This window comes from Streptomyces sp. NPDC101225 (assembly GCF_044767585.1).
GTDB lineage: Bacteria > Actinomycetota > Actinomycetes > Streptomycetales > Streptomycetaceae > Streptomyces.
Map to the genome: position 1 here is coordinate 61380 of NZ_JBIWOE010000009.1, position 20017 is coordinate 81396.

Annotated in this window: 19 protein-coding genes; 11 read left to right on the forward strand and 8 right to left on the reverse strand. The window is 72.1% G+C overall.

Annotated elements, in window-relative coordinates; translation table 11 throughout:
- Positions 1–3: 3 nt before the first annotated feature.
- Entirely contained in the window at positions 4–1182 is a 1179-nt protein-coding gene (locus ACIRPX_RS15455; RefSeq protein ID WP_404193790.1) for an MFS transporter, read from the reverse strand.
- Positions 1183–1229: 47 nt separating this feature from the next.
- Between ACIRPX_RS15455 and ACIRPX_RS15460 the strand changes: the two genes are divergently transcribed.
- Positions 1230–2642: a PLP-dependent aminotransferase family protein gene (locus ACIRPX_RS15460; RefSeq protein WP_404193792.1), complete on the forward strand. Its 1413-nt coding sequence runs from the start codon at positions 1230–1232 to the stop codon at positions 2640–2642.
- Here the strand turns inward: ACIRPX_RS15460 and ACIRPX_RS15465 are convergent, their stop codons facing one another.
- A complete protein-coding gene (locus ACIRPX_RS15465) occupies positions 2643–3845 on the reverse strand; it encodes a PucR family transcriptional regulator (RefSeq protein ID WP_404193795.1) in 1203 nt (400 codons plus the stop codon).
- A 128-nt stretch (positions 3846–3973) separates the two neighbouring features.
- Between ACIRPX_RS15465 and ACIRPX_RS15470 the strand changes: the two genes are divergently transcribed.
- Positions 3974–4900, forward strand: coding sequence for a proline dehydrogenase family protein (locus ACIRPX_RS15470; protein ID WP_404193797.1), 927 nt, complete (start codon positions 3974–3976; stop codon positions 4898–4900).
- A 39-nt stretch (positions 4901–4939) separates the two neighbouring features.
- A complete protein-coding gene (gene pruA / locus ACIRPX_RS15475; RefSeq protein ID WP_404193800.1) occupies positions 4940–6571 on the forward strand; it encodes an L-glutamate gamma-semialdehyde dehydrogenase in 1632 nt (543 codons plus the stop codon).
- 53 nt (positions 6572–6624) lie between these two features.
- On the opposite strand, the gene ACIRPX_RS15480 is transcribed toward pruA, so the two are convergent.
- Together ACIRPX_RS15480 and ACIRPX_RS15485 are read right to left on the reverse strand one after the other, a co-directional pair.
- Positions 6625–6831 carry a DUF5988 family protein gene (locus ACIRPX_RS15480; protein WP_404193802.1) on the reverse strand — a complete coding sequence of 69 codons (207 nt, stop codon included), beginning with the start codon at positions 6829–6831 and terminating at the stop codon, positions 6625–6627.
- Between the two features lie 31 nt (positions 6832–6862).
- Entirely contained in the window at positions 6863–7810 is a 948-nt protein-coding gene (locus tag ACIRPX_RS15485; protein ID WP_404193805.1) for an NADP-dependent oxidoreductase, read from the reverse strand.
- Between the two features lie 350 nt (positions 7811–8160).
- On the opposite strand from ACIRPX_RS15485, the gene ACIRPX_RS15490 reads away from it, so the two are divergent.
- From ACIRPX_RS15490 to ACIRPX_RS15500, 3 genes are all read left to right on the forward strand, one after another.
- On the forward strand, positions 8161–8289 hold the full coding sequence (locus ACIRPX_RS15490; RefSeq protein ID WP_016432484.1) for a hypothetical protein: 129 nt from the start codon (positions 8161–8163) through the stop codon (positions 8287–8289).
- A 192-nt stretch (positions 8290–8481) separates the two neighbouring features.
- A complete protein-coding gene (locus tag ACIRPX_RS15495; protein WP_404193807.1) occupies positions 8482–9525 on the forward strand; it encodes a 3-isopropylmalate dehydrogenase in 1044 nt (347 codons plus the stop codon).
- Between the two features lie 250 nt (positions 9526–9775).
- On the forward strand, positions 9776–10864 hold the full coding sequence (locus ACIRPX_RS15500; RefSeq protein WP_404193810.1) for a branched-chain amino acid aminotransferase: 1089 nt from the start codon (positions 9776–9778) through the stop codon (positions 10862–10864).
- A 7-nt stretch (positions 10865–10871) separates the two neighbouring features.
- Here ACIRPX_RS15500 and ACIRPX_RS15505 read toward each other — a convergent pair whose 3' ends face one another.
- Positions 10872–12317: a cytosine permease gene (locus tag ACIRPX_RS15505; RefSeq protein ID WP_404193813.1), complete on the reverse strand. Its 1446-nt coding sequence runs from the start codon at positions 12315–12317 to the stop codon at positions 10872–10874.
- A 146-nt stretch (positions 12318–12463) separates the two neighbouring features.
- Here ACIRPX_RS15505 and ureA point away from each other — a divergent pair, with 146 nt between their 5' ends.
- From ureA to cimA, 5 genes are all read left to right on the forward strand, one after another.
- A complete protein-coding gene (ureA, locus tag ACIRPX_RS15510) occupies positions 12464–13168 on the forward strand; it encodes an urease subunit gamma (RefSeq protein WP_404193816.1) in 705 nt (234 codons plus the stop codon).
- Positions 13165–14874, forward strand: a complete 1710-nt coding sequence (locus ACIRPX_RS15515; RefSeq protein ID WP_404193819.1) for an urease subunit alpha — start codon at positions 13165–13167, stop codon at positions 14872–14874. The genes ureA and ACIRPX_RS15515 overlap by 4 nt, the downstream gene beginning before the upstream one ends.
- Before the next feature lie 10 nt (positions 14875–14884).
- Complete coding sequence (locus tag ACIRPX_RS15520) at positions 14885–15943, forward strand: agmatine/peptidylarginine deiminase (RefSeq protein WP_404193822.1); 1059 nt, start codon at positions 14885–14887, stop codon at positions 15941–15943.
- Positions 15944–15953: 10 nt separating this feature from the next.
- Positions 15954–16553 carry a TetR/AcrR family transcriptional regulator gene (locus ACIRPX_RS15525; RefSeq protein ID WP_404193824.1) on the forward strand — a complete coding sequence of 200 codons (600 nt, stop codon included), beginning with the start codon at positions 15954–15956 and terminating at the stop codon, positions 16551–16553.
- A 367-nt stretch (positions 16554–16920) separates the two neighbouring features.
- Positions 16921–18525 (forward strand): citramalate synthase, encoded by a 1605-nt coding sequence (gene cimA / locus ACIRPX_RS15530; RefSeq protein WP_404193826.1) that lies wholly within the window; start codon positions 16921–16923, stop codon positions 18523–18525.
- 65 nt (positions 18526–18590) lie between these two features.
- Here the strand turns inward: cimA and ACIRPX_RS15535 are convergent, their stop codons facing one another.
- The 3 genes from ACIRPX_RS15535 to ACIRPX_RS15545 form a co-directional block, all read right to left on the reverse strand.
- On the reverse strand, positions 18591–18800 hold the full coding sequence (locus tag ACIRPX_RS15535; protein WP_404193829.1) for a hypothetical protein: 210 nt from the start codon (positions 18798–18800) through the stop codon (positions 18591–18593).
- Between the two features lie 154 nt (positions 18801–18954).
- Positions 18955–19149 (reverse strand): DUF397 domain-containing protein, encoded by a 195-nt coding sequence (locus ACIRPX_RS15540; RefSeq protein ID WP_404193831.1) that lies wholly within the window; start codon positions 19147–19149, stop codon positions 18955–18957.
- Positions 19146–19952, reverse strand: a complete 807-nt coding sequence (locus tag ACIRPX_RS15545) for a Scr1 family TA system antitoxin-like transcriptional regulator (RefSeq protein ID WP_404193834.1) — start codon at positions 19950–19952, stop codon at positions 19146–19148. Before ACIRPX_RS15545 ends, ACIRPX_RS15540 begins: the two co-directional genes overlap by 4 nt.
- Positions 19953–20017 lie beyond the last annotated feature (65 nt).

The following is a 20017-nucleotide window of genomic DNA, read 5'->3' on the forward strand; positions in this document are numbered from 1 at the left end:
CGGTCAGGCGCGGGCGGCCCGCCGGTCGCCCAGCACCGGCGCCAGCGCGCCCAGCATCAGGACCGCGGTCACCGCGAAGGCCCACGGGTAGCCGGTCAGGCCGGCGAGGACGCCGAAGCCCGCCGCGCCGGCGCCCATGCCGCCGTCGTAGGCGAGGTTCCACAGGGCGCTCACGGTGCCGTAGGAGGAGGCGGAGACCCGGGCGTACATCAGGGTCAGGGTGGCGTTCTGGGCGATGCCGAAGCCGGCGCCGAAGAGGGCGGTGCCCGCGACGACGGCGGTCGCGCTGCCCGTCGCGGCGATGACCAGGACGCCCGCCGCCGACAGGAGCAGGCCGGGCAGGACGAGGCGGGCGCTGCCGTGCCGGTCGCCGTGGCGGCCCGCGATCCAGCGGAACACGGTCGAGGCGGCGGGCTGCACGAACAGGGCCACCGTCACGACGCCGGCCGAGGCGTGCGGCACGGCCAGCGGCAGGAACGTGACCAGGATGCCCGCCGCGGTCGCGGTGGCGGCGAACACGATCACCGGGCGCAGGAGGGCGCCGGTGCGCAGCCCGCGGACGACGCCCACCGGTTCCTTCGCCCCTGTCTCGCGCTCCGGCAGCCCGAGCACCGAGACGATCGCGGCCAGGGCCGCCGCGCCGCCGGTCACGGCCACCGGCCCGTACCCGACGTGCCCCACCAGCCACAGCCCCAGCGGCAGCGCGATCAGCGACGGCACCCCGGAGACGACGCCCACGACCGCCAGGCCCTCGCCCCTGCGCCGTGCCGGGATCAGGGACGCCGTCAGGGCGCCGCCCGCGACGATCGTCAGCGCGAAGCCCAGCCCGCGCACCAGGCACATCGCCACGATCCACGCCACGTTCCCGGAGACCGTCAGCACCACGGCCGGGGCGCCGAGCAGGAACAGGCCCGCCATCAGCGTCGCCCGGTAGCCGAAGCGGCCGACCAGCCGGGGCGTGATCAGCTCGCCGAGGACCGTGGCCAGCATCAGCGAGCCGGTCGCGAGGCCCGCGCCGCCCTTGCCGCCGGACTCGGCCGCGTAGGCGGGCACCACCGACAGCAGCAGGAAGAAGCTGACGCTCGCGCCGATCATGCTCACGAAGCGGAGCAGCAGGGGCCGGGTCAGCAGCGGGGGAGCCGGGGCGATCACCTGGGGAGGGCACGGGGCCGAAGTCGTCATACCGAAGACGTTAGGGATCGACCGGCTCCCCGCTAAGCTCCAATTCCATGCCAGTGCAGTGGGCCGGTTTGTCACCCGAGCTGCTCCTGACCGTCGACCGGGACAGCGGGGAGCGCCTGTGCGCCCAGCTGGAGGGGCAGCTGCGCGACGCGATCCGCTCGGGCCGCGTGCAGGCCGGCGAGCGCCTCCCGTCCTCCCGCGAGCTCGCCCGCATCCTGGGCCTGTCCCGCGGTCTCGTCCAGGACTGCTACGCGCAGCTCCAGGCCGAGGGCTACCTGGTCACCCGCGTCGGCTCCGCCACCCGGGTCGCGGCCTGCGCACCGGTGGAGCCGGTCCCCGCGGCACCCCGGCCACCGACCCGGCCCCGGACGGTCGCCGACTTCCGGCACGGCGTGCCGGACCTGGCCTCCTTCCCGGTCGCCGACTGGCTGTGGGCGACCCGGGAGGCGGCCCGCACCCTCCCGACCGCCGACCTCGACTACGGCGATCCGCGCGGCAGTCCGGCCCTGCGCGAGGTGGTGGCCGGATACCTGCGCCGGGTGCGCGGAGCCGCCGCCGACCCCGCCCGCACCGTCGTCTGCTCCGGCTACGCGCAGGGCCTGAACCTCGCGCTGCGCGCCCTCGCGGGCACGGGCGTGCGGGTCGTGGCGTACGAGGACCCGGGCGGCCCGGGGACCGCCCGTGCGGCCGCGCGGGCGTCGGGCCTCACGGCCGTACCGGTACCGGTCGACGCGTCCGGCGTCGACGTGCGGGCGCTGGACGCCACCGGAGCCCGCGCGGTGATCGTCACGCCCGCCCACCAGTGGCCGACGGGCGTGGTGCTGGCACCCGACCGCCGCCACGCGCTGACCGAGTGGGCGCGGCGCCGGGACGCGTACGTCGTCGAGGACGACTACGACGCCGAGTTCCGCTACGACCGCGAACCGGTGGGCTCCCTGCAGGGGCTCGCGGCCGACCGGGTGATCTGCGTCGGCACGGTCAGCAAGTCCCTCGCCCCGGCCCTGCGGCTGGGCTGGCTGGTCTGCCCGCCCGCGCTCGCCGGACCGCTCGCCGACCTCAAACGCATCGCCGACCGCGGCTCACCGGCCCTCGACCAGCTCGCCCTCGCCCGCCTGATCGAATCCGGCCGCTACGACCGCCATCTGCGCCGCATGCGCACCACGTACGCCGGCCGGCGCACCACACTCGTCGCGGCCCTCGCCCAACACGCCCCGGCGGTGGGGCTGTCGGGGCTCGCGGCGGGCTTCCACGCGGTGGCGCACCTGCCCGCCGGCGTCGAGGAGCAGGCGGTCGTGGCGGCGGCGCGCGAGCGCGGGGTGGGGCTGTACGGCATGAGCGAGTGCCGTACCTCGAAGGCCACGACTCCGCCTCAACTGGTGCTGGGCTTCGGCAATGTGACGGAGCATGCGATCACCGAGGGGATCGGCAGGGTGGCGGAACTCCTGGACGGGGGGCGGTAGTCACAGCCGCGCCCCCTTCAGGGCCATGTGCAGCAGCAGCCGGTCCTCGCCGTCGTCCAGGTCGAGGCCCGTGAGCTGCTCCACGCGGGAGAGGCGGTAGTAGAGGGTCTGGCGGTGGATGCCCAGTTCGGCGGCGGTGCGGCCGGCCTGGCCCGCGCGGTCGAGGTAGATCTCGGCGGTGCGCGCGAGTTCGCGGTGGGCGGGGGAGAGGAGGGCACCGACCGCCGGGTCGTGGGCCACCTCCGGGGGCAGCGAGGTCAGCAGGCGGAAGGGGCCGATGTGCGACCACTCCGCGACCGGGCCGAGCCGCGGTTCCGCGAGCGCGGCCCGGGCCGCCGCCGAGGCCTGCCGCCAGGCCGTCGCCAGCTCCCCGAGGCCGGTACGTGCCGGGGCGACGCCGGCCGCGGCGGCGGCCCCCGGCTCCAGCTGCCGCGTCCGCTCCAGCATCCGCCCGGCCGCCGAGGTCGCCGGGGCCAGGACGTCCGCCGAGCGCAGCCGTACCAGCAGGGCCAGGGACACGGACGCCGTCGCCCACGGCACCGTGCACAGGGCCGTCGCGCCCGGCACCGTACGGACCGAGGGCACGTCGTCCGGGTCCGCGGACGGCCAGGGGGTCACACAGACCACCGTGTGCGGGGCGTCCGCGCGTGGGCCCAGCGCCGCGCGCAGCTCGGCCACCGCCATGTCCTGCTGCCAGCCGTGCTCGGCGACCAGCACGGCGTGCAGTTCCCGGCTCAGATCCGCCCCGTGCTGGGCCTCGTCCGCCAGCAGGGCGCCGATGCGCAGCGTCACGTCCATGGCCGCGGCCAGTTGCCGCTCGCTCGGGCCGGGGTCGGAGTCCAGCAGCCAGACGTAGCCGAGGACGACACCCCGATGGCGTACCGGAAGGCAGATGCGTCCCCGGTACACGCCCGCCTCGGGGGTCGGCGGGATGCGCACCGGGCCCGTCGCCCGGGTGATGCCGAAGCCCTCGAACCAGGAGCGGACGGCGGACGTGGAGCGGCGCGTCAGGATCGAGCGGGTGCGGACCGGGTCCAGCGCCGAGGCGTCCAGATCGCCCTCGCTGTCGTAGGCACCGAAGGCGATCAGCTCGAAGTCCCGGCTCTCCAGGGTCGCGGGGGCGCCGAGGAGCTCCGAGATCTCGTCGACCAGCTCCTGGTAGTCACCTTTGTAGTCCGCCGTCACTCGGGCATTCTCCCGCATTTCCTCAGGCGTCTCATACATCTGTCTGAGATCTGCGGCACGGATGCGTGACAGCTGTCGATGGCCGACGATCGGAGGAATCCTTAGGTTTCACGGTGGTTCTATCTGCTGGTTTGTGGAGGTGCCCCGTGCTGGGTCCCGTGATTCTTGCCGCGTCGCGCAGCGACCGGATGCGACGCCTGATCTCGGCGGCCCCGGTGACCAAGCAGGTCGTCGACCGCTTCATCCCCGGCGAGTCCGTCGACGACGTCGTGCCGATCATCGAGGACCTCACCGGCCGGGGCCTGGAGCTGACGATGGACGTCGTCGGCGAGGACATCACCACCGCCGAGCAGTCCCACGCCGCCCGCGACGCCTACCTCGCGCTCATCTACCGGCTGGGGGAGCTGGAGCTGGGCGAGCGGGTCGAGATGTCGGTGAAGCTGTCCATGTTCGGTCAGGCCCTCCCCGACGGCCACGAACTCGCGCTCGCGAACGTCCGGCCCGTCGTCGAGGCGGCCGCCGCCATCGGCACCACGGTCACCCTCGACGCCGAGGACCACACCACCCTCGACTCGATGTTCGCCATCCACGAGGAACTGCGGAAGGACTTCCCGCAGACCGGCTGCGTCATCCAGGCCTACCTCTTCCGCACCGAGGCCGACGCCCGCCGGCTCGCCGCGGCCGGCAGCCGGGTGCGGCTGGTGAAGGGGGCGTACAAGGAGCCCGCCGAGGTCGCGTACCAGAACAAGCACGAGATCGACAAGGCGTACGTCCGCGTCCTGAGGATCCTCATGGACGGCGAGGGGTACCCGATGATCGGCTCCCACGACCCGCGCCTGATCTCCATCGCCCAGGAACTCGCCCACCGGGCCGGCCGAAAGCCCGACGAGTACGAGTTCCAGATGCTGTACGGCATCCGCGGCGACGAGCACCTGCGGCTGGCCGCCGAGGGCCACCGCATGCGCGTCTACACGGCCTACGGCACCGACTGGTACGGCTACTTCATGCGCAGGCTCGCGGAGAAGCCGGCGAACCTGCGGTTCTTCGCCCGCAGCATGATCAGCAAAGGCTGAGCCCGAACACCCGCTCACGTACAAGGAGTTACGGATCTCATGGACGCTGTGACCCAGGTCCCCACCCCCGTCAACGAGCCGGTGCACGGCTACGCCCCCGGCTCGCCCGAGCGCGCCCGGCTGGAGGCCAGGCTCAAGGAGCTGGCCGAGAACCCGGTCGACCTGCCGATGACCATCGGCGGCGAGAAGCGCCTCGGCGGCGGCGAACCCTTCCAGGTGGTCCAGCCGCACCACCACAAGTCCGTCCTCGGCACCGGCCGGCACGCCACCCGGCAGGACGCGCGGGACGCGATCGACGCGGCCCTCGCCGCCGCGCCCGCCTGGCGCGCGATGTCCTTCGACGACCGCGCCGCGATCATCCTGCGCGCCGCCGAGCTGCTGTCCGGCCCGTGGCGCGAGACCATCGCCGCGTCCACCATGCTCGGCCAGTCGAAGACGGCCCAGCAGGCCGAGATCGACAGCCCCTGCGAGCTGATCGACTTCTGGCGCTTCAACGTCCACTACGCCCGCAACATCCTGGCCGAGCAGCCGCCGGCCAACTCCCCGGGCGTCTGGAACCGCATGGACCACCGCCCGCTGGAGGGCTTCGTCTACGCGATCACGCCGTTCAACTTCAGCGCGATCGCGGGCAACCTGCCCACCGCCCCCGCGCTCATGGGCAACGTGGTGGTCTGGAAGCCGTCCCCGACGCAGACCCACGCCGCCGTGCTGCTGATGCAGCTCCTGGAGGAGGCGGGCCTGCCCAAGGGCGTCATCAACCTCGTCACCGGCGACGGCATCGAGGTCTCCGAGGTCGCCCTGGAGCACCGGGACCTCGCGGGCATCCACTTCACCGGCTCGACCAAGACCTTCCAGTACCTGTGGAAGACGGTCGGCAACAACATCGAGAAGTACCGCACCTACCCGCGCCTGGTCGGCGAGACCGGCGGCAAGGACTTCCTGGTCGCGCATCCGAGCGCCGACCGCGCGGTGCTGAAGACCGCCCTGACCCGCGGTGCCTTCGAGTACCAGGGCCAGAAGTGCTCGGCGACCTCCCGCGCCTACATCCCGGCGTCCATCTGGAACTCCGGCTTCAAGGAGGAGTTCGCGGCCGAGGTCGACTACCTGACCATGGGCGACGTCACGGACCTGTCGAACTTCATCGGCGCCGTGATCGACGACCGCGCCTTCGCCAAGAACAAGGCCGCGATCGACCGCGCCAAGTCCGACCCGGCCTGCACGATCGTCGCGGGCGGCTCCTACGACGACTCGGTGGGCTACTTCGTCCGCCCGACCGTCGTCGAGTGCACCGACCCGGAGAACGAGGTCTTCCGCACCGAGTACTTCGGCCCGTTCCTCGCCGTGCACGTCTACGAGGACGACGCGTACGACGCGATGCTGACGCAGATGGAGTCGGTCTCCGACTACGCGCTCACCGGCTCGGTCATCTCCAACGACCGTGCGGCGGCGGCGTACACGATGGAGAAGCTGCGCTACGCGGCGGGCAACTTCTACATCAACGACAAGTCGACCGGCGCCGTCGTCGGCCAGCAGCCCTTCGGCGGCGGCCGTGCCTCCGGCACCGACGACAAGGCCGGCGCCCCGCAGAACCTGCTGCGCTGGACGCTGACCCGCGCCATCAAGGAGACGCTGGTCCCGCCGACCGACTACGCGTACCCGCACATGGGCTGACGCCCGCGGACACCCGCACGGGCCGGGTCCCACGACCCGGCCCGTGCGTCCGCTCAGCCGGGCATCTCCGTCCGCTCCCACCACTCGTACACGGGCAGCTGGCCCTCGGGCGTCTCCGCGTGCCGCGCCGTCTGCCGGAAGTGCTCGTAGCCGTTGCGCAGTTCGATCTTCAGGTCCACCTCGGGGGCCGTGATCGGGACGATCCGTTCGGGCAGGTCCTGCGGGCCGCCCTCCAGCAGTGCCTTCGCCGTGTCCTTCATGGCCTCTCCATCTCCTTCGGTCGGTCCGGGATCAGTCCGGCAGGACCAGCACGAGCCTGCCCTTCGCGTGGCCCGCCTCGCCCAGCTCGTGCGCCTTGGCGGCCTCCTCGAAGGGGAGCGCCGCCTCCACGTGGACGCGGATGCGGTGGTTCGCGAGCAGAGCCGCCGCCCTGGCCAGCGTCTGCCCGGAGGGTTCCGTCCGCACGGCGACGAAGCGCATGCCGCGGGCCTCCACCTCCTCCGGCGCGAGACCGGGGTCGCCGGGGACGGCCGAGATCAGCAGGCCGCCCGGCCGCAGGGTGCCGAGTGTGCGGGGGCCGTAGTCGCCGCCGATCAGGTCCAGGGCGGCGTCGATGGCGTGCACGGCCTCGGTGAAGTCGGTGACCGTGTAGTCGATCAGCTCGTCCGCGCCGAGGTCGCGCAGGAAGCCGTGCCGGTCGGCGCGGGCGGTCGCGACGACGTGGGCGCCCTCCGCCTTGGCGAGCTGCACCGCCACATGGCCGACGCCGCCGGCCGCCGCGTGGATCAGGACGCGGGTGCCGGGGCCGGCCTGCGCCACGTCGATCAGGGCCTGCCAGGCGGTGAGCACGGCCGTGGGCGCCGCGGCGGCATGGACGTGGTCGAGCGTGGCGGGCTTCGGGGCGAAGTGGGCGGCCGGGGCCGTGACATGGGTGGCGTACCCGCCGGAGTCGATCCTGCCGAAGACCTCGTCACCCGGGCGGAGGCCGGTGACCTCGGCCCCGACGGCCTCCACGGTGCCGGAGACGTCGTGGCCGAGGGTGAAGGGCGGGTCTCCGTAGAGCGGGTCGGTGCCCGAACGGATCAGGAGATCCACGGGGTCGACGCCGGCCGCGCGCACACGGAGCAGGATCTCGCCCGGGGCGGGCGCGGGGCGCGGCCGTTCCTCCAGCTCCAGGACCTCGGGGCCGCCGAACCGGTGCTGGGTGATCGCCTGTGTGCGGGGACGTTCCGTGGTCATCGGGTCTCCCTCCCGGATCCGGACCGGGCGGCGGTGCGCGGCCGCCTGGTTCCATCGTTGCTCCGGCGGGCGGGGTTGGGCACCCCCTTCGGGCGCCGACATCGAAACAGCAGGTCGGCGCGGTGTGGCCCCGTCGGCCGTCTCAGATAGTAGGAAGTCCGACTAACTGTGGAGACAGACCGGGAGCGGTCCCTTACTTTTGTAGGAGCCGAACGTCTCGCTCGACCAAGCGAACGGCGGTCGTGAGCCGGGCCCCGTGCAGGCAACCCCTGCGGCACCGCTCCCCGCCACCACCCGGCGTCTCGTAACCCCTTGTCTGCACTCCCGGATGCCGAAGGAGTCGATTTCCCATGGCCGAGACGACCGCCCGCCGCCGCCGTCACCTCTCCCGTACGAGCGAGTCCGACCGCAAGAACGCCGCCGCCGCCCTCCAGCGCGCCCTCGACCGCAGGGACAACGGCGGCTCGACGGGCCACTGAGCGGCGGTGATCCACGGACGCCAGGACGTTGCCGCCGGGGACGTCCCCGCAAGGGGGGCGTCCCCGGCGCGTCCCAACACCCGCCAGGCGTACGGCTGAACGCGCCGCGGCCGCTCGGGGTCGCAGGGGGTGACACTGTCCGTATCGCGGACACCGCATGTCATCCCATGGGACGAGGAGTAGGGTGCGGACATGTCTCGCAGCATCAATCTCGCAGTGATCCCCGGTGACGGCATCGGCCAGGAGGTCGTGGCCGAAGGCCTGAAGGTCCTCTCCGCCGTCCTTCCGCAGGATGTGAAGCTGGAGACCAAGGAGTACGACTTCGGCGCCCGGCGCTACCACGCCACCGGTGAGACCCTCACCGACGCCGACCTCGACGCGCTGAAGCGGCACGACGCCATTCTGCTCGGCGCGATCGGCGACCCGTCGGTCCCCTCCGGCGTCCTGGAGCGCGGTTTCCTGCTCAAGCTCCGCTTCGCCTTCGACCACCACGTCAACCTGCGTCCCTCGAAGCTCCTCCCGGGCGTGGCCACCCCGCTCGCCGGTGAGCCGAGCATCGACTTCGTCGTGGTCCGCGAGGGCACCGAGGGCCCGTACACCGGCAACGGCGGCACGATCCGCAAGGGCACCCCGCACGAGGTCGCCACCGAGGTCTCCGTGAACACGGCCTTCGGTGTCGAGCGGGTCGTCCGCGACGCCTTCGCGCGGGCCCAGGCCCGGCCGCGCAAGAAGCTCGCGCTGATCCACAAGAACAACGTGCTGACCTTCGCGGGTCACCTGTGGACGAACACCTTCAACAAGGTGGCCGCGGAGTTCCCCGAGGTCACCACCGAGTACATGCACGTGGACGCGGCGACCATCTACCTGGTCACGCAGCCCGAGCGGTTCGACGTGATCGTCACCGACAACCTCTTCGGCGACATCGTCACCGACCTCGCCGCGGCCGTCTCCGGCGGCATCGGCGTCGCCGCGAGCGGGAACATCAACCCCTCCGGCGAGTTCCCGTCCATGTTCGAGCCGGTCCACGGCTCGGCCCCGGACATCGCGGGCCAGGGCAAGGCCGACCCCACCGCCACGGTGCTGTCCGTCGCCCTGCTCCTGCGTCACCTCGGCCACGAGACCGAGGCCGCCCGTATCGACGAGGCGGTCTCCGCCGACCTGGCCGAGCGCACCAGCGGCCCCGCCCGCAGCACGTCGGAGATCGGCGACGCGCTGGCCGTACGAGTAGCCGGCTGACCCGGGGCTCGCTCGACATCACTCGAAGCCGCCGGGTCGCATCCGCACCCGGCGGCTTTCGCTCTGTCCCCGCCGGGTGCCACCATCATCCCTGGGCCGCTTTCACGCCGTTTTCGTCCACGGTTCCCCGCTTGCGATAATCGAACGCGGAGCCGCGGATGAGGCAATGCTCGGACGTCCTAGTACTGGCCACGGCCAGTGCGGGCGTGAGCGCGGCCCGTCACACACAACCGGTGAAGGACAACCACTCATGACGACGCCCACGATCGAGCTCAAGCCCTCCGCCAGCCCGCTCTCCGACGCCGAGCGCGCGGCGATCCTGGCGAACCCCGGGTTCGGCCGCCACTTCACCGACCACATGGTGACGATCAAGTGGACCGAGGGCCGCGGCTGGCACGACGGCCAGCTCGTCCCGTACGCCCCGCTGTCGATCGACCCCGCCACGATGGTCCTGCACTACGCGCAGGAGATCTTCGAGGGCCTGAAGGCCTACCGCCGGCCCGACGGTTCCGTCGCCACCTTCCGCCCCGAGATGAACGCCCGCCGCTTCCAGCGCTCGGCGCACCGCCTCGGGATGCCCGAGCTGCCGGTCGAGACGTTCATCGACGCCTGCGACGCCCTGGTCCGGCAGGACAAGTCCTGGGTGCCCGCGCACGGTGGCGAGGAGTCCCTCTATCTCCGCCCGTTCATGATCGCGACGGAGGTCGGCCTGGGCGTGAAGCCCGCGGGCGAGTACCTCTTCCTGGTCATCGCCTCCCCGGCCGGCGCCTACTTCCCGGGCGGCGTCAAGCCGGTCTCCATCTGGCTCTCCGAGGACCGCGTCCGCGCCGTCCCCGGCGGCATGGGCGACGCCAAGACCGGCGGCAACTACGCCGCCTCCCTGCTCGCCCAGGCCGAGGCCGCCGCCAAGGGCTGCGACCAGGTGTGCTACCTCGACGCGGTCGAGCACAAGTGGGTCGAGGAACTCGGCGGGATGAACCTCTACTTCGTCTACGGCGACAAGATCGTCACGCCGTCCCTGACCGGCTCCATCCTGGAGGGCGTCACCCGCGACAGCCTCCTCACCGTCGCCCGTGACCTGGGCTACACGGCCGAGGAGGGCCGCGTCTCCATCGACCAGTGGCAGCGCGACGCCGAGAACGGCACCCTCACCGAGGTCTTCGCCTGCGGCACCGCCGCCGTCATCACCCCGGTCGGCACGGTCAAGCGCGACGGCACCGAGTGGCAGCAGTCCGCGGGCGAGCCCGGCGAGGTCACCGTGCGGCTCCGCGAGGCCCTGCTCGACATCCAGCGCGGCACGGCGGACGACACGCACGGCTGGATGCACCCGCTCGGCTAGGGCAGCCCTAGATACCGCTCGACACCTTGGGGGCCGCCTCGGACGCACCGTCCGGGGCGGCCCCCGCCCGCTGCGGCACGTTCGCCGTCAGCAGCAGGTACACCACGCCGCCGACCAGCCCCGACAGCAGGAAGCTGCAGTCCACCCCGCCCGTCAGGGACAGCAGCGGGCCCTCGTAGGAGGGGAGGGAGACGGCGAGCAGGCCGACCGCCGCACCCAGGGCCCAGGAGACGGTGGCGCGGACGTTCCAGCCGGCCCGGTACCAGTAGACGCCGCCCCGCGAGCGCCGGTTGAACACCTGGAGGGCGTCCGCGTCGTACACACCGCGGCAGCGGGCGAAGCCGATGAGGGTGATGACCGCCCAGGGGGTGCCGATGGCCGTCAGCAGCAGCACGAAGGACGTCATCGCGTCCTGGGTGCTGGAGTAGTAGTGGCCGATGAAGACGCAGGCCGTCGCGACGATCGCGACCGTGTAGGTGGCGCGGGCGCGGGAGGCGCGCGGGAGGATGGCGTCGAGGTCGAGGCCCATGGAGTAGAGCATCAGACCCGCGTTGCCGACGGAGCCGGCGGAGGCGGACAGCAGCAGCGGGACCAGGTACCAGGTGGGGGACGCCGAGACCAGCGGGCCCGCGTAGTCCGTGGCCGCGCGTGCCGCGAACGCCGTGAAGGTGCCGAAGAGCTGGGGGACCAGCAGGCCGAGGATCAGGCCGAGCCAGGTCGCGTGCAGGACCCGGCGCGAGGCGTGGCGGGCCGGCGAGATGTAGCGGGTGTAGTCGCCGAGCAGCGTGATGAAGGCGATCGGGCCGGACAGGCCCGCGGCCACCGTGGCCAGGAGCCAGGTCGGCCAGAAACCGCCGAGCAGGTAACCGCCGGCCGCGGGGAGCGCCGACGTCGTGAAGTGCGGGCCGTAGGCGACGACGCCCAGGATCAGCAGGGCCGTCATGCCGATGGCCAGGACGCGGGACATGGTCAGCAGGACCCGGTAGCCGTACACCGCGCCGGCCACCGTCGCCGCGGCCAGCAGGGCGTAGACGACGGCGTAGGAGACGCCGTTCCCCGGCAGGCCGGTCAGGCGGCCCAGCACGCTCACCATCACGTCGCCGCCGATCCAGACGGTCAGCGCGGTGTAGCCGAGCGCCAGCAGCAGGCCGACGACCGAGCCGACCAGCCGGCCGCGCACGCCGAACTGCGCCCCGGAGGAGGTGGAGAGGTTCGTCGCGGTGCGCAGCGAGATCAGCGCCAGCGGGGCCGTCAGCGCCGTGCCGACCAGTGTGCCCACGACGATCGAGCTCAACGAGCCCCACCAGTCGAGGCCGAACGACGGCGGCAGCCAGCCGAAGATGATCACGCCCAGGCAGAGGTTGGAACCGAGCAGGATCGACACGAGATCGCGTGGGCCGCTGGTGCGTTCCTCGTCGGGGATGGTGTCGACTCCGCGCTGTTCTATCGGCATGGCTGGTCTCCTTCGATCGGCCGCCTCATGAAGTTTGAGCGACGTTCAATGTGACCTGTCGGCCGTGCTGAGTCAATGCTGTGGGCTTGCGAATATGACGTTTAGAGTGTTGTTCTAATTCTGGAAAGGCAAGGAGGTGTCGTGGCGTGAGACTGACCCCCACGGAACGTGACCGGCTGTTGCTCTTCGGAGCCGCCGAGCTGGCCCGCGCCCGCCGCGCGCGCGGGCTGCGGCTCAACGTCCCGGAAGCGACCGCGCTGATCGCGGACACCGTCTGCGAGGCCGCCCGCGACGGCGCCCGGCTGGCCGAGGCCATCGAGCGCGCCCGCTCCGTGCTCGGCCCGTCCGACGTGCTGCCCGGCGTCGCCGACGTCGTCACCGAGGTGCACGTCGAGGCCGTCTTCGACGACGGCTCGCGCCTCGCCGTGGTCGGTGACCCGATCGGGGGCGGGCTCGGCAGCGAGGCGCCCGGCGCGCTGCTGCCGGGGCCCGAGCACGGCGACCCCGAGCCGGCGCTGCGGGTGACGGTCACCAACACCGCCACCGTGCCGGTCTCCGTCACCTCCCACTTCCACTTCTTCGAGGCCAACCCGCGCCTCGACTTCGCCCGCGGCGACGCCTACGGCATGCGGCTCGCGGTGCCCGCCGGCGCCTCGGTGCGCTTCGGGCCGGGGGAGTCGCTGGAGGTCGGTCTGGTGCCCATCGGCGGCGCCCGCGTCGCCATCGGCTTCGCCGGTCTCGTCGACGGGCCGCTGGACGCGCCCGGCGCCCGCGAGGAGGCCCTGCGCCGCGCCGCCGCCTGCGGCTACCTCGGCGTACCCGGGACCACGCAACAGGAGGCCCGACGATGAGCCGTCCCGGAGGCCACCCGGCGCAGGCCCGCCGGCTCACCCCGTACGAGTACGCCGCGACCCACGGACCCCGCGCCGGCGACCGCATCCGCCTCGGCGACTCCGGGCTGACGGTCCGGGTCGAGTCCGACTCCCAGCGCCACGGCGACGAATTCCTCGCCGGCTTCGGCAAGACCGCGCGCGACGGGCTGCACCTCAAGGCCGCGGCCGTGCGCGAGACGTGCGACGTCGTCATCAGCAACGTCGTCGTGATCGACGCGGTGCAGGGCATCCGCAAGGTGTCCATCGGCATCCGGGAGGGCCGGATCCGCGCGATCGGGCGGGCCGGGAACCCGGACACCCTCGACGGGGTCGACGTCGTGGTCGGCACGGGCACGTCCATCGTCTCCGGCGAAGGGCTCATCGCCACCGCGGGCGCCGTCGACACCCACGTCCACCTGCTGTCGCCGCGCATCATGGAGGCCTCGCTGGCCTCCGGCGTGACGACGATCGTCGGCCAGGAGTTCGGGCCGGTGTGGGGCGTCGGCGTCAACTCGCCGTGGGCGCTGCGGCACGCCTTCGACGCCTTCGACGCCTGGCCGGTCAACATCGGCTTCCTGGGCCGGGGTTCGTCCTCGCACGAGGCACCGCTGGTCGAGGCGCTCGCCGAGGGCGGGGCGAGCGGCTTCAAGGTGCACGAGGACATGGGCGCCCACACCCGCGCCCTGGACACGGCGCTGCGCGTCGCCGAGGAGCACGACGTCCAGGTCGCCCTGCACAGCGACGGGCTGAACGAGTGCCTGTCGGTCGAGGACACCCTCAAGGTGCTGGAGGGCCGCACCATCCACGCCTTCCACATCGAGGGCTGCGGCGGCGGACACGTGCCGAACGTGCTGAAGATGGCCGGCGTCGCGAACGTCATCGGCTCCTCCACCAACCCCACCCTGCCCTTCGGCCGGGACGCGGTCGCCGAGCACTACGGCATGATCGTCTCCGTCCACGACCTGAAGACCGACCTGCCCGGTGACGCCGCCATGGCCCGCGACCGCATCCGCGCCGGGACCATGGGTGCCGAGGACGTGCTGCACGACCTCGGCGCGATCGGCATCACCTCGTCCGACGCGCAGGGCATGGGACGGGCGGGCGAGACGGTCCGCCGCACCTTCGCCATGGCCGGGAAGATGAAGGCCGAGTTCGGCGCCCCGGACGAGCACGACAACGAACGCGTCCTGCGCTACATGGCGAAGCTGACCATCAACCCGGCCATCGCCCACGGGCTCGCGCACGAGGTGGGCTCGATCGAGGTCGGCAAGCTGGCGGACATCGTGCTGTGGAGCCCGGAGTACTTCGGGGCCAAGCCGCAGCTCGTCCTGAAGTCCGGATTCCCGGCCTACGGCGTCACCGGCGACCCGAACGCGGCCACCGACACCTGTGAACCCCTCGTCCTGGGGCCGCAGTTCGGCGCCCACGGCGCGGCCCCCGCCGACCTCTCGGTGGCCTTCGTGGCACGGGCCGCCCTCGACCAGGGGCGTGACTCGATGCCGACGCGCAGAAGGCGGGTCGCCGTGCGCGGAACCCGCGGCATCGGCCCCGCCGACCTGCGCCTCAACTCCCGCACCGGAACGGTCGACGTGGACCGGCGCACCGGTCTCGTCACCCTCGACGGCGACCCGATCCGCTCCGAGCCCGCCGACTCCGTCTCCCTCAACCGCCTCTACTTCCTCTGAGGACTCCACCATGGACAAGGACCCCACCCCGGGCACGCCCGCCTCCGACGGCTTCCGGATGCCCGCCGAATGGACCCCGCACGAGCGCACCTGGATGGCGTGGCCGGGCCCCAACACCACCTTCGACGACCCGGACGACCTGATCGCCGCCCGCATGGCCTGGGCCTCCGTCGCCCGCACCGTCCTGCGCTTCGAACCGGTCACCGTCGTGTGCGGTCCCGGTCAGTCGGCGGCCGCCCAGACCCTGCTCGGCCCCGGGGTCGACACCGTCGAGCGCGATCTCGACGACGCCTGGATGCGGGACGTCGGGCCCACCTTCCTGACCGACGGCAACGGCGGACTCGCCGCCGTGGACTGGACGTTCAACGGGTGGGGCGCCCAGCACTGGGCCCGCTGGGAGCACGACGCGAAGATCGCCGCGCATGTCTCGGACCTCACCGGCGCGAAGACGTACGCCTCGAAGCTCGTCAACGAGGGCGGCGCGATCCACGTCGACGGCGAGGGAACCGTGCTGCTGACGGAGACCGTGCAGCTCGGCCCCGAGCGCAACCCGGGCTGGTCGAAGGAGCAGGTCGAGGCGGAGATCCACGCGATGCTCGGCACCCGCAAGGCCGTCTGGCTGCCGCGCGGCCTCACCGGCGACTACCCCCCGCACGGCTTCGGCACCCTCGGGCACGTCGACATCGTCGCCGCGTTCGCCCGCCCGGGCGTCGTGGTCGCGCACTCCCAGCCGGACCCGGCGCACCCCGACCACGAGGTGACGCAGGAGGTCATCGGGCTGCTGAGGGCGCAGAAGGACGCGCGCGGCCGCAGCCTCGAGGTCGTCGAGGTCCCGGCCCCGACCGTCCTGGAGGCCGACGGCCACTGGGCCGACTACTCCTACATCAACCACTACCTCTGCAACGGCGGGGTCGTGCTGTGCGGCTTCGACGACCCGCGCGACGAGATCGCGGCCGGGATCTTCCGCCGCCTTTTCCCCGGGCGGACCGTGACGCCGGTGGACGCCCGTACGATCTTCGCGGGTGGTGGCGGTATCCACTGCATCACACAACAGCAGCCGAGGATCTAGGAGCCCGAACATGGCCGGTGCGCGCAGGAACGCCCCGCCGCGCGAGGACGTGCTCGCCGCCGCCATGGAGATGATCGCCGACCGCGGGCTGGAGAAGCTCACGATGGCGGCGCTCGGCCGTGAGGTCGGAATGAGCAGCGGCCATCTGCTCTACTACTTCGGCTCCAAGGACGAGCTGCTGCTGCGGACCCTGGAGTGGAGCGAGGGCCGGCTGGGCGCGGAGCGCGGCCGGCTGCTGGGCCGCACCGGCACGGCCCGCGAACGGCTCGACGCCTACGTCGACCTGTACGTCCCCGACGGCCACCGCGACCCGCACTGGACCCTGTGGCTGGAGGTCTGGAACCGCTCGCAGAACGCCGGGGTGGACGCCCGCGACCGGCAGGCCGCGATCGAGGGCGCCTGGCACCGCGACCTGGTGGCGCTCATCGCGGAGGGGATGTCGCGGGGCGAGTTCCGGCGGGTCGACCCCGACCGCTTCGCGGCCCGGCTGCGGGCCCTCCTGGACGGCCTCTCCATCCACGTGGCGATCGGACTGCGCGGCACGGACCGGCCGCAGGTTCTCGGCCACGTACGGGAATTCCTGGACGAGACGCTGCTCGCGGACGCCTGACCTGCCGGCCGGGCCGGCCGCCAGGGGGGGGAGGGCGTGTCCACGGCCGCCGTGGACGGTGGACCGCATCCTGAGACGGGCGGTGAGCGCGGGGGCGACATGTGCCAGACTGCCCCCGTGCTCTCGTTCGCCATGATTATTGGCAGCAGGCGCGCCGGTCCGCAGTGACCGCCACGTACGACCAGGTACGGGTGGACACCGTCGTCCTCGACCCGCGCGCAGACCTCTCGCACCCGCGAGGGGTTTTTCGCTTTTTCTGGCCCACCTTCAGCCGGGAGCAAAGCGCGAGGGATTCGAGGACGGTGGAGCCGGTCATTCCGGTACTGACCGAGATCCAGCGGGATCCAACAGCAGGAGCCTTGACACCATGACCGCAACCAGCGAGCTCGACGATTCGTTCCACGTCTTCGACACGACGCTGCGCGACGGCGCGCAGCGTGAGGGCATCAACCTCACCGTGGCGGACAAGCTGGCCATCGCACGGCACCTGGACGACTTCGGCGTGGGCTTCATCGAGGGCGGCTGGCCCGGCGCCAATCCGCGGGACACCGAGTTCTTCGCCCGCGCCCGCAAGGAGATCGACTTCCGGCACGCGCGCCTGGTCGCCTTCGGCGCCACCCGCCGCGCCGGCGCCAGGGCGTCCGAGGACCCGCAGGTCAAGGCGCTCCTGGACGCGGGCGCCGAGGTGATCACCCTGGTCGCCAAGTCGCACGACCGGCACGTCGAACTGGCGCTGCGCACCACCCTGGAGGAGAACCTGGAGATGGTCCGCGACACCGTCTCCCATCTGGTCGCCCACGGACGGCGGGTGTTCGTGGACTGCGAGCACTTCTTCGACGGCTACCGCGCCAACCCCGAGTACGCGAAGGCCGTCGTACGGGCCGCCTCGGAAGCCGGCGCCTCCGTGGTGATCCTCTGCGACACCAACGGCGGCATGCTGCCGGCGCAGGTGCAGGCGGTCGTCTCCACGGTCCTGGCCGACACCGGGGCCCGGCTCGGCATCCACGCCCAGGACGACACCGGCTGCGCGGTCGCCAACACCCTCGCCGCCGTCGACGCCGGCGCCACCCACGTCCAGTGCACCGCCAACGGCTACGGCGAGCGCGTCGGCAACGCCAACCTCTTCCCCGTCGTCGCCGCCCTGGAGCTGAAGTACGGCAAGCGGGTGCTGCCCGAGGGGGCGCTGCGCGAGATGACCCGGATCTCGCACGCCATCGCCGAGGTCGTGAATCTGACGCCCTCCACCCACCAGCCCTACGTCGGCGTCTCGGCCTTCGCCCACAAGGCCGGCCTGCACGCCTCCGCGATCAAGGTCGACCCCGACCTCTACCAGCACATCGACCCCGAACTGGTCGGCAACACCATGCGGATGCTCGTCTCCGACATGGCCGGCCGTGCCTCCATCGAGCTGAAGGGCAAGGAGTTGGGCGTCGACCTGGGCGGCGACCGCGAACTGGTCGGCCGGGTGGTCGAGCGGGTCAAGGAGCGTGAGCTCAGGGGCTACACCTACGAGGCCGCCGACGCCAGCTTCGAGCTCCTCCTCCGCGCCGAGGCGCAGGGCAGGCCGCTGCGCTACTTCGAGGTCGAGTCCTGGCGGGCCATCGTCGAGGACCGCCCCGACGGCACCCACGCCAACGAGGCGACGGTCAAGCTGTGGGCCAAGGGCGAGCGGATCGTCGCCACCGCGGAGGGCAACGGCCCGGTCAACGCCCTGGACCGCTCCCTGCGCGTCGCGCTGGAGAAGATCTACCCGCAGCTCGCCAAGCTCGACCTCGTCGACTACAAGGTCCGCATCCTCGAAGGCGTGCACGGCACCCAGTCCACCACCCGCGTGCTGATCTCCACCTCGGACGGTACGGGCGAGTGGTCCACGGTGGGCGTCGCGGAGAACGTCATCGCGGCGTCGTGGCAGGCACTGGAGGACGCGTACACGTACGGTCTGCTGCGGGCCGGGGTGGAGCCGGCGGAGTGACGCCGGCGCCGGTCGCCGGCGCCCGGTGGGGAACCGCACGCCCGGCCCGTGCGGTTCCCGATCCGTCAGTTCCTGCTGAGCGTCCGCGTCTCCTCGTGCCCGGACCGGGGGTAGTACGAGGCGAGCTGTTCGTACGGCTGCGGTGCGTAGACCGGCTGGTGACGCAGCCAGGCCAGCCGGTTCACGACGTCCTCGCGGCGCGTGTCGGCCGTCTCGCCGAGCCATTCGTACGTCAGCCCGTCAAGTCCCAGCGTGGCCGGCCAGGTCGCATCCACGGCCCGCCGGGCAACTCGGCTGTCGACCGCCGCACATCAAGTCGCCCCCCGACACGGGCGGTTGAGGCCCGCACCACCGGCAGCACGCACTCGACCGGCTCAAGCGCGGGTACTGGTCCCCTCCAGGGTCACCGCCTCGTCGAACCAGCACCCCTCAGGAACGACCGTCGACACAGGTACCCAGGAAAGCGGTCCAGCTGGCGGGGGAGACGGTGAGTACGTCCCCGGTGGCGGGGTCGTTCTTGGAGTCGCGGACGTGGACGGCACGGGGCTGGGTGGCCACCTCGATGCAGTTGCCGCCCTCGCTGCCGCTGTAGCTGGACTTGATCCACTGAAGTGCGGTGCTCATCGGTCTCCTAGCAATCCGTGCAAGTAGCGCACGCTCGCCTCGGGCGAGAGGGCCTGTGACCGCAGCATTCCATACTTGTGGTGATAGTCGCTGACCTCGTCGGGATCGTCCACGAGGAAGCTGGCACGCTGCACTTCCAGGTAGACCAGACGCTGGAACTCGGGTGTTTCCAGCAGCACCATGGGACCGTCGAGGCAGGCGTGCGGGGTCCGGTCGCCGGGCATGATCTGAACGCTCATGTGGACGGGCTCGGTGTTCTCCAGGATCCGGCGGATCTGGTCCCGCATGACGTCCGGGCCGCCGACCTGCCGTCGCAGGACGCTCTCCTCGATGACGAAGTGGCCCACGGGCGGCCGCTCCCGCTGCCACACCAACTGCCGCTCCATGCGGGACTCCACCCACTGTTCGGCCGTCTCGCTGCCGAGGGCCGGATAGCGGTAGCCGACGACGGAGTGACAGTAGTCCCGGGTCTGCAGCAGCCCAGGGACCACCAGTGTCTCGTACGACAGCAGACTCATGGCCTCCTGCTCGTGGTCCACCAACGACTGCGCGAACTGCACCACCTTCTCCCGCACCGGCATCCGCGCCACCAGCAGCGCCAACGCCCCCTTCGTGTCCAGCAGTTCGTCGAACTGCTCCGCACGGTCCGGCTGCAGCGCCAGTCTCCCCTGCTCGATCGACCCCACCGTGTCGACGTGAACGCTGGCCGCTTCGGCGAACTGCTCCTGTGTCAGACGGGCCCGCTTGCGAAAGTGCGCCACGAGCGCACCGACCGCCTGCCACGCACCGACCTTCTTCGACATGGCCAACCTCTTCCCCCGTGGGCACCCCGAGTCCTCGTAGCGCACTCGTAGCAATCAGAACTACG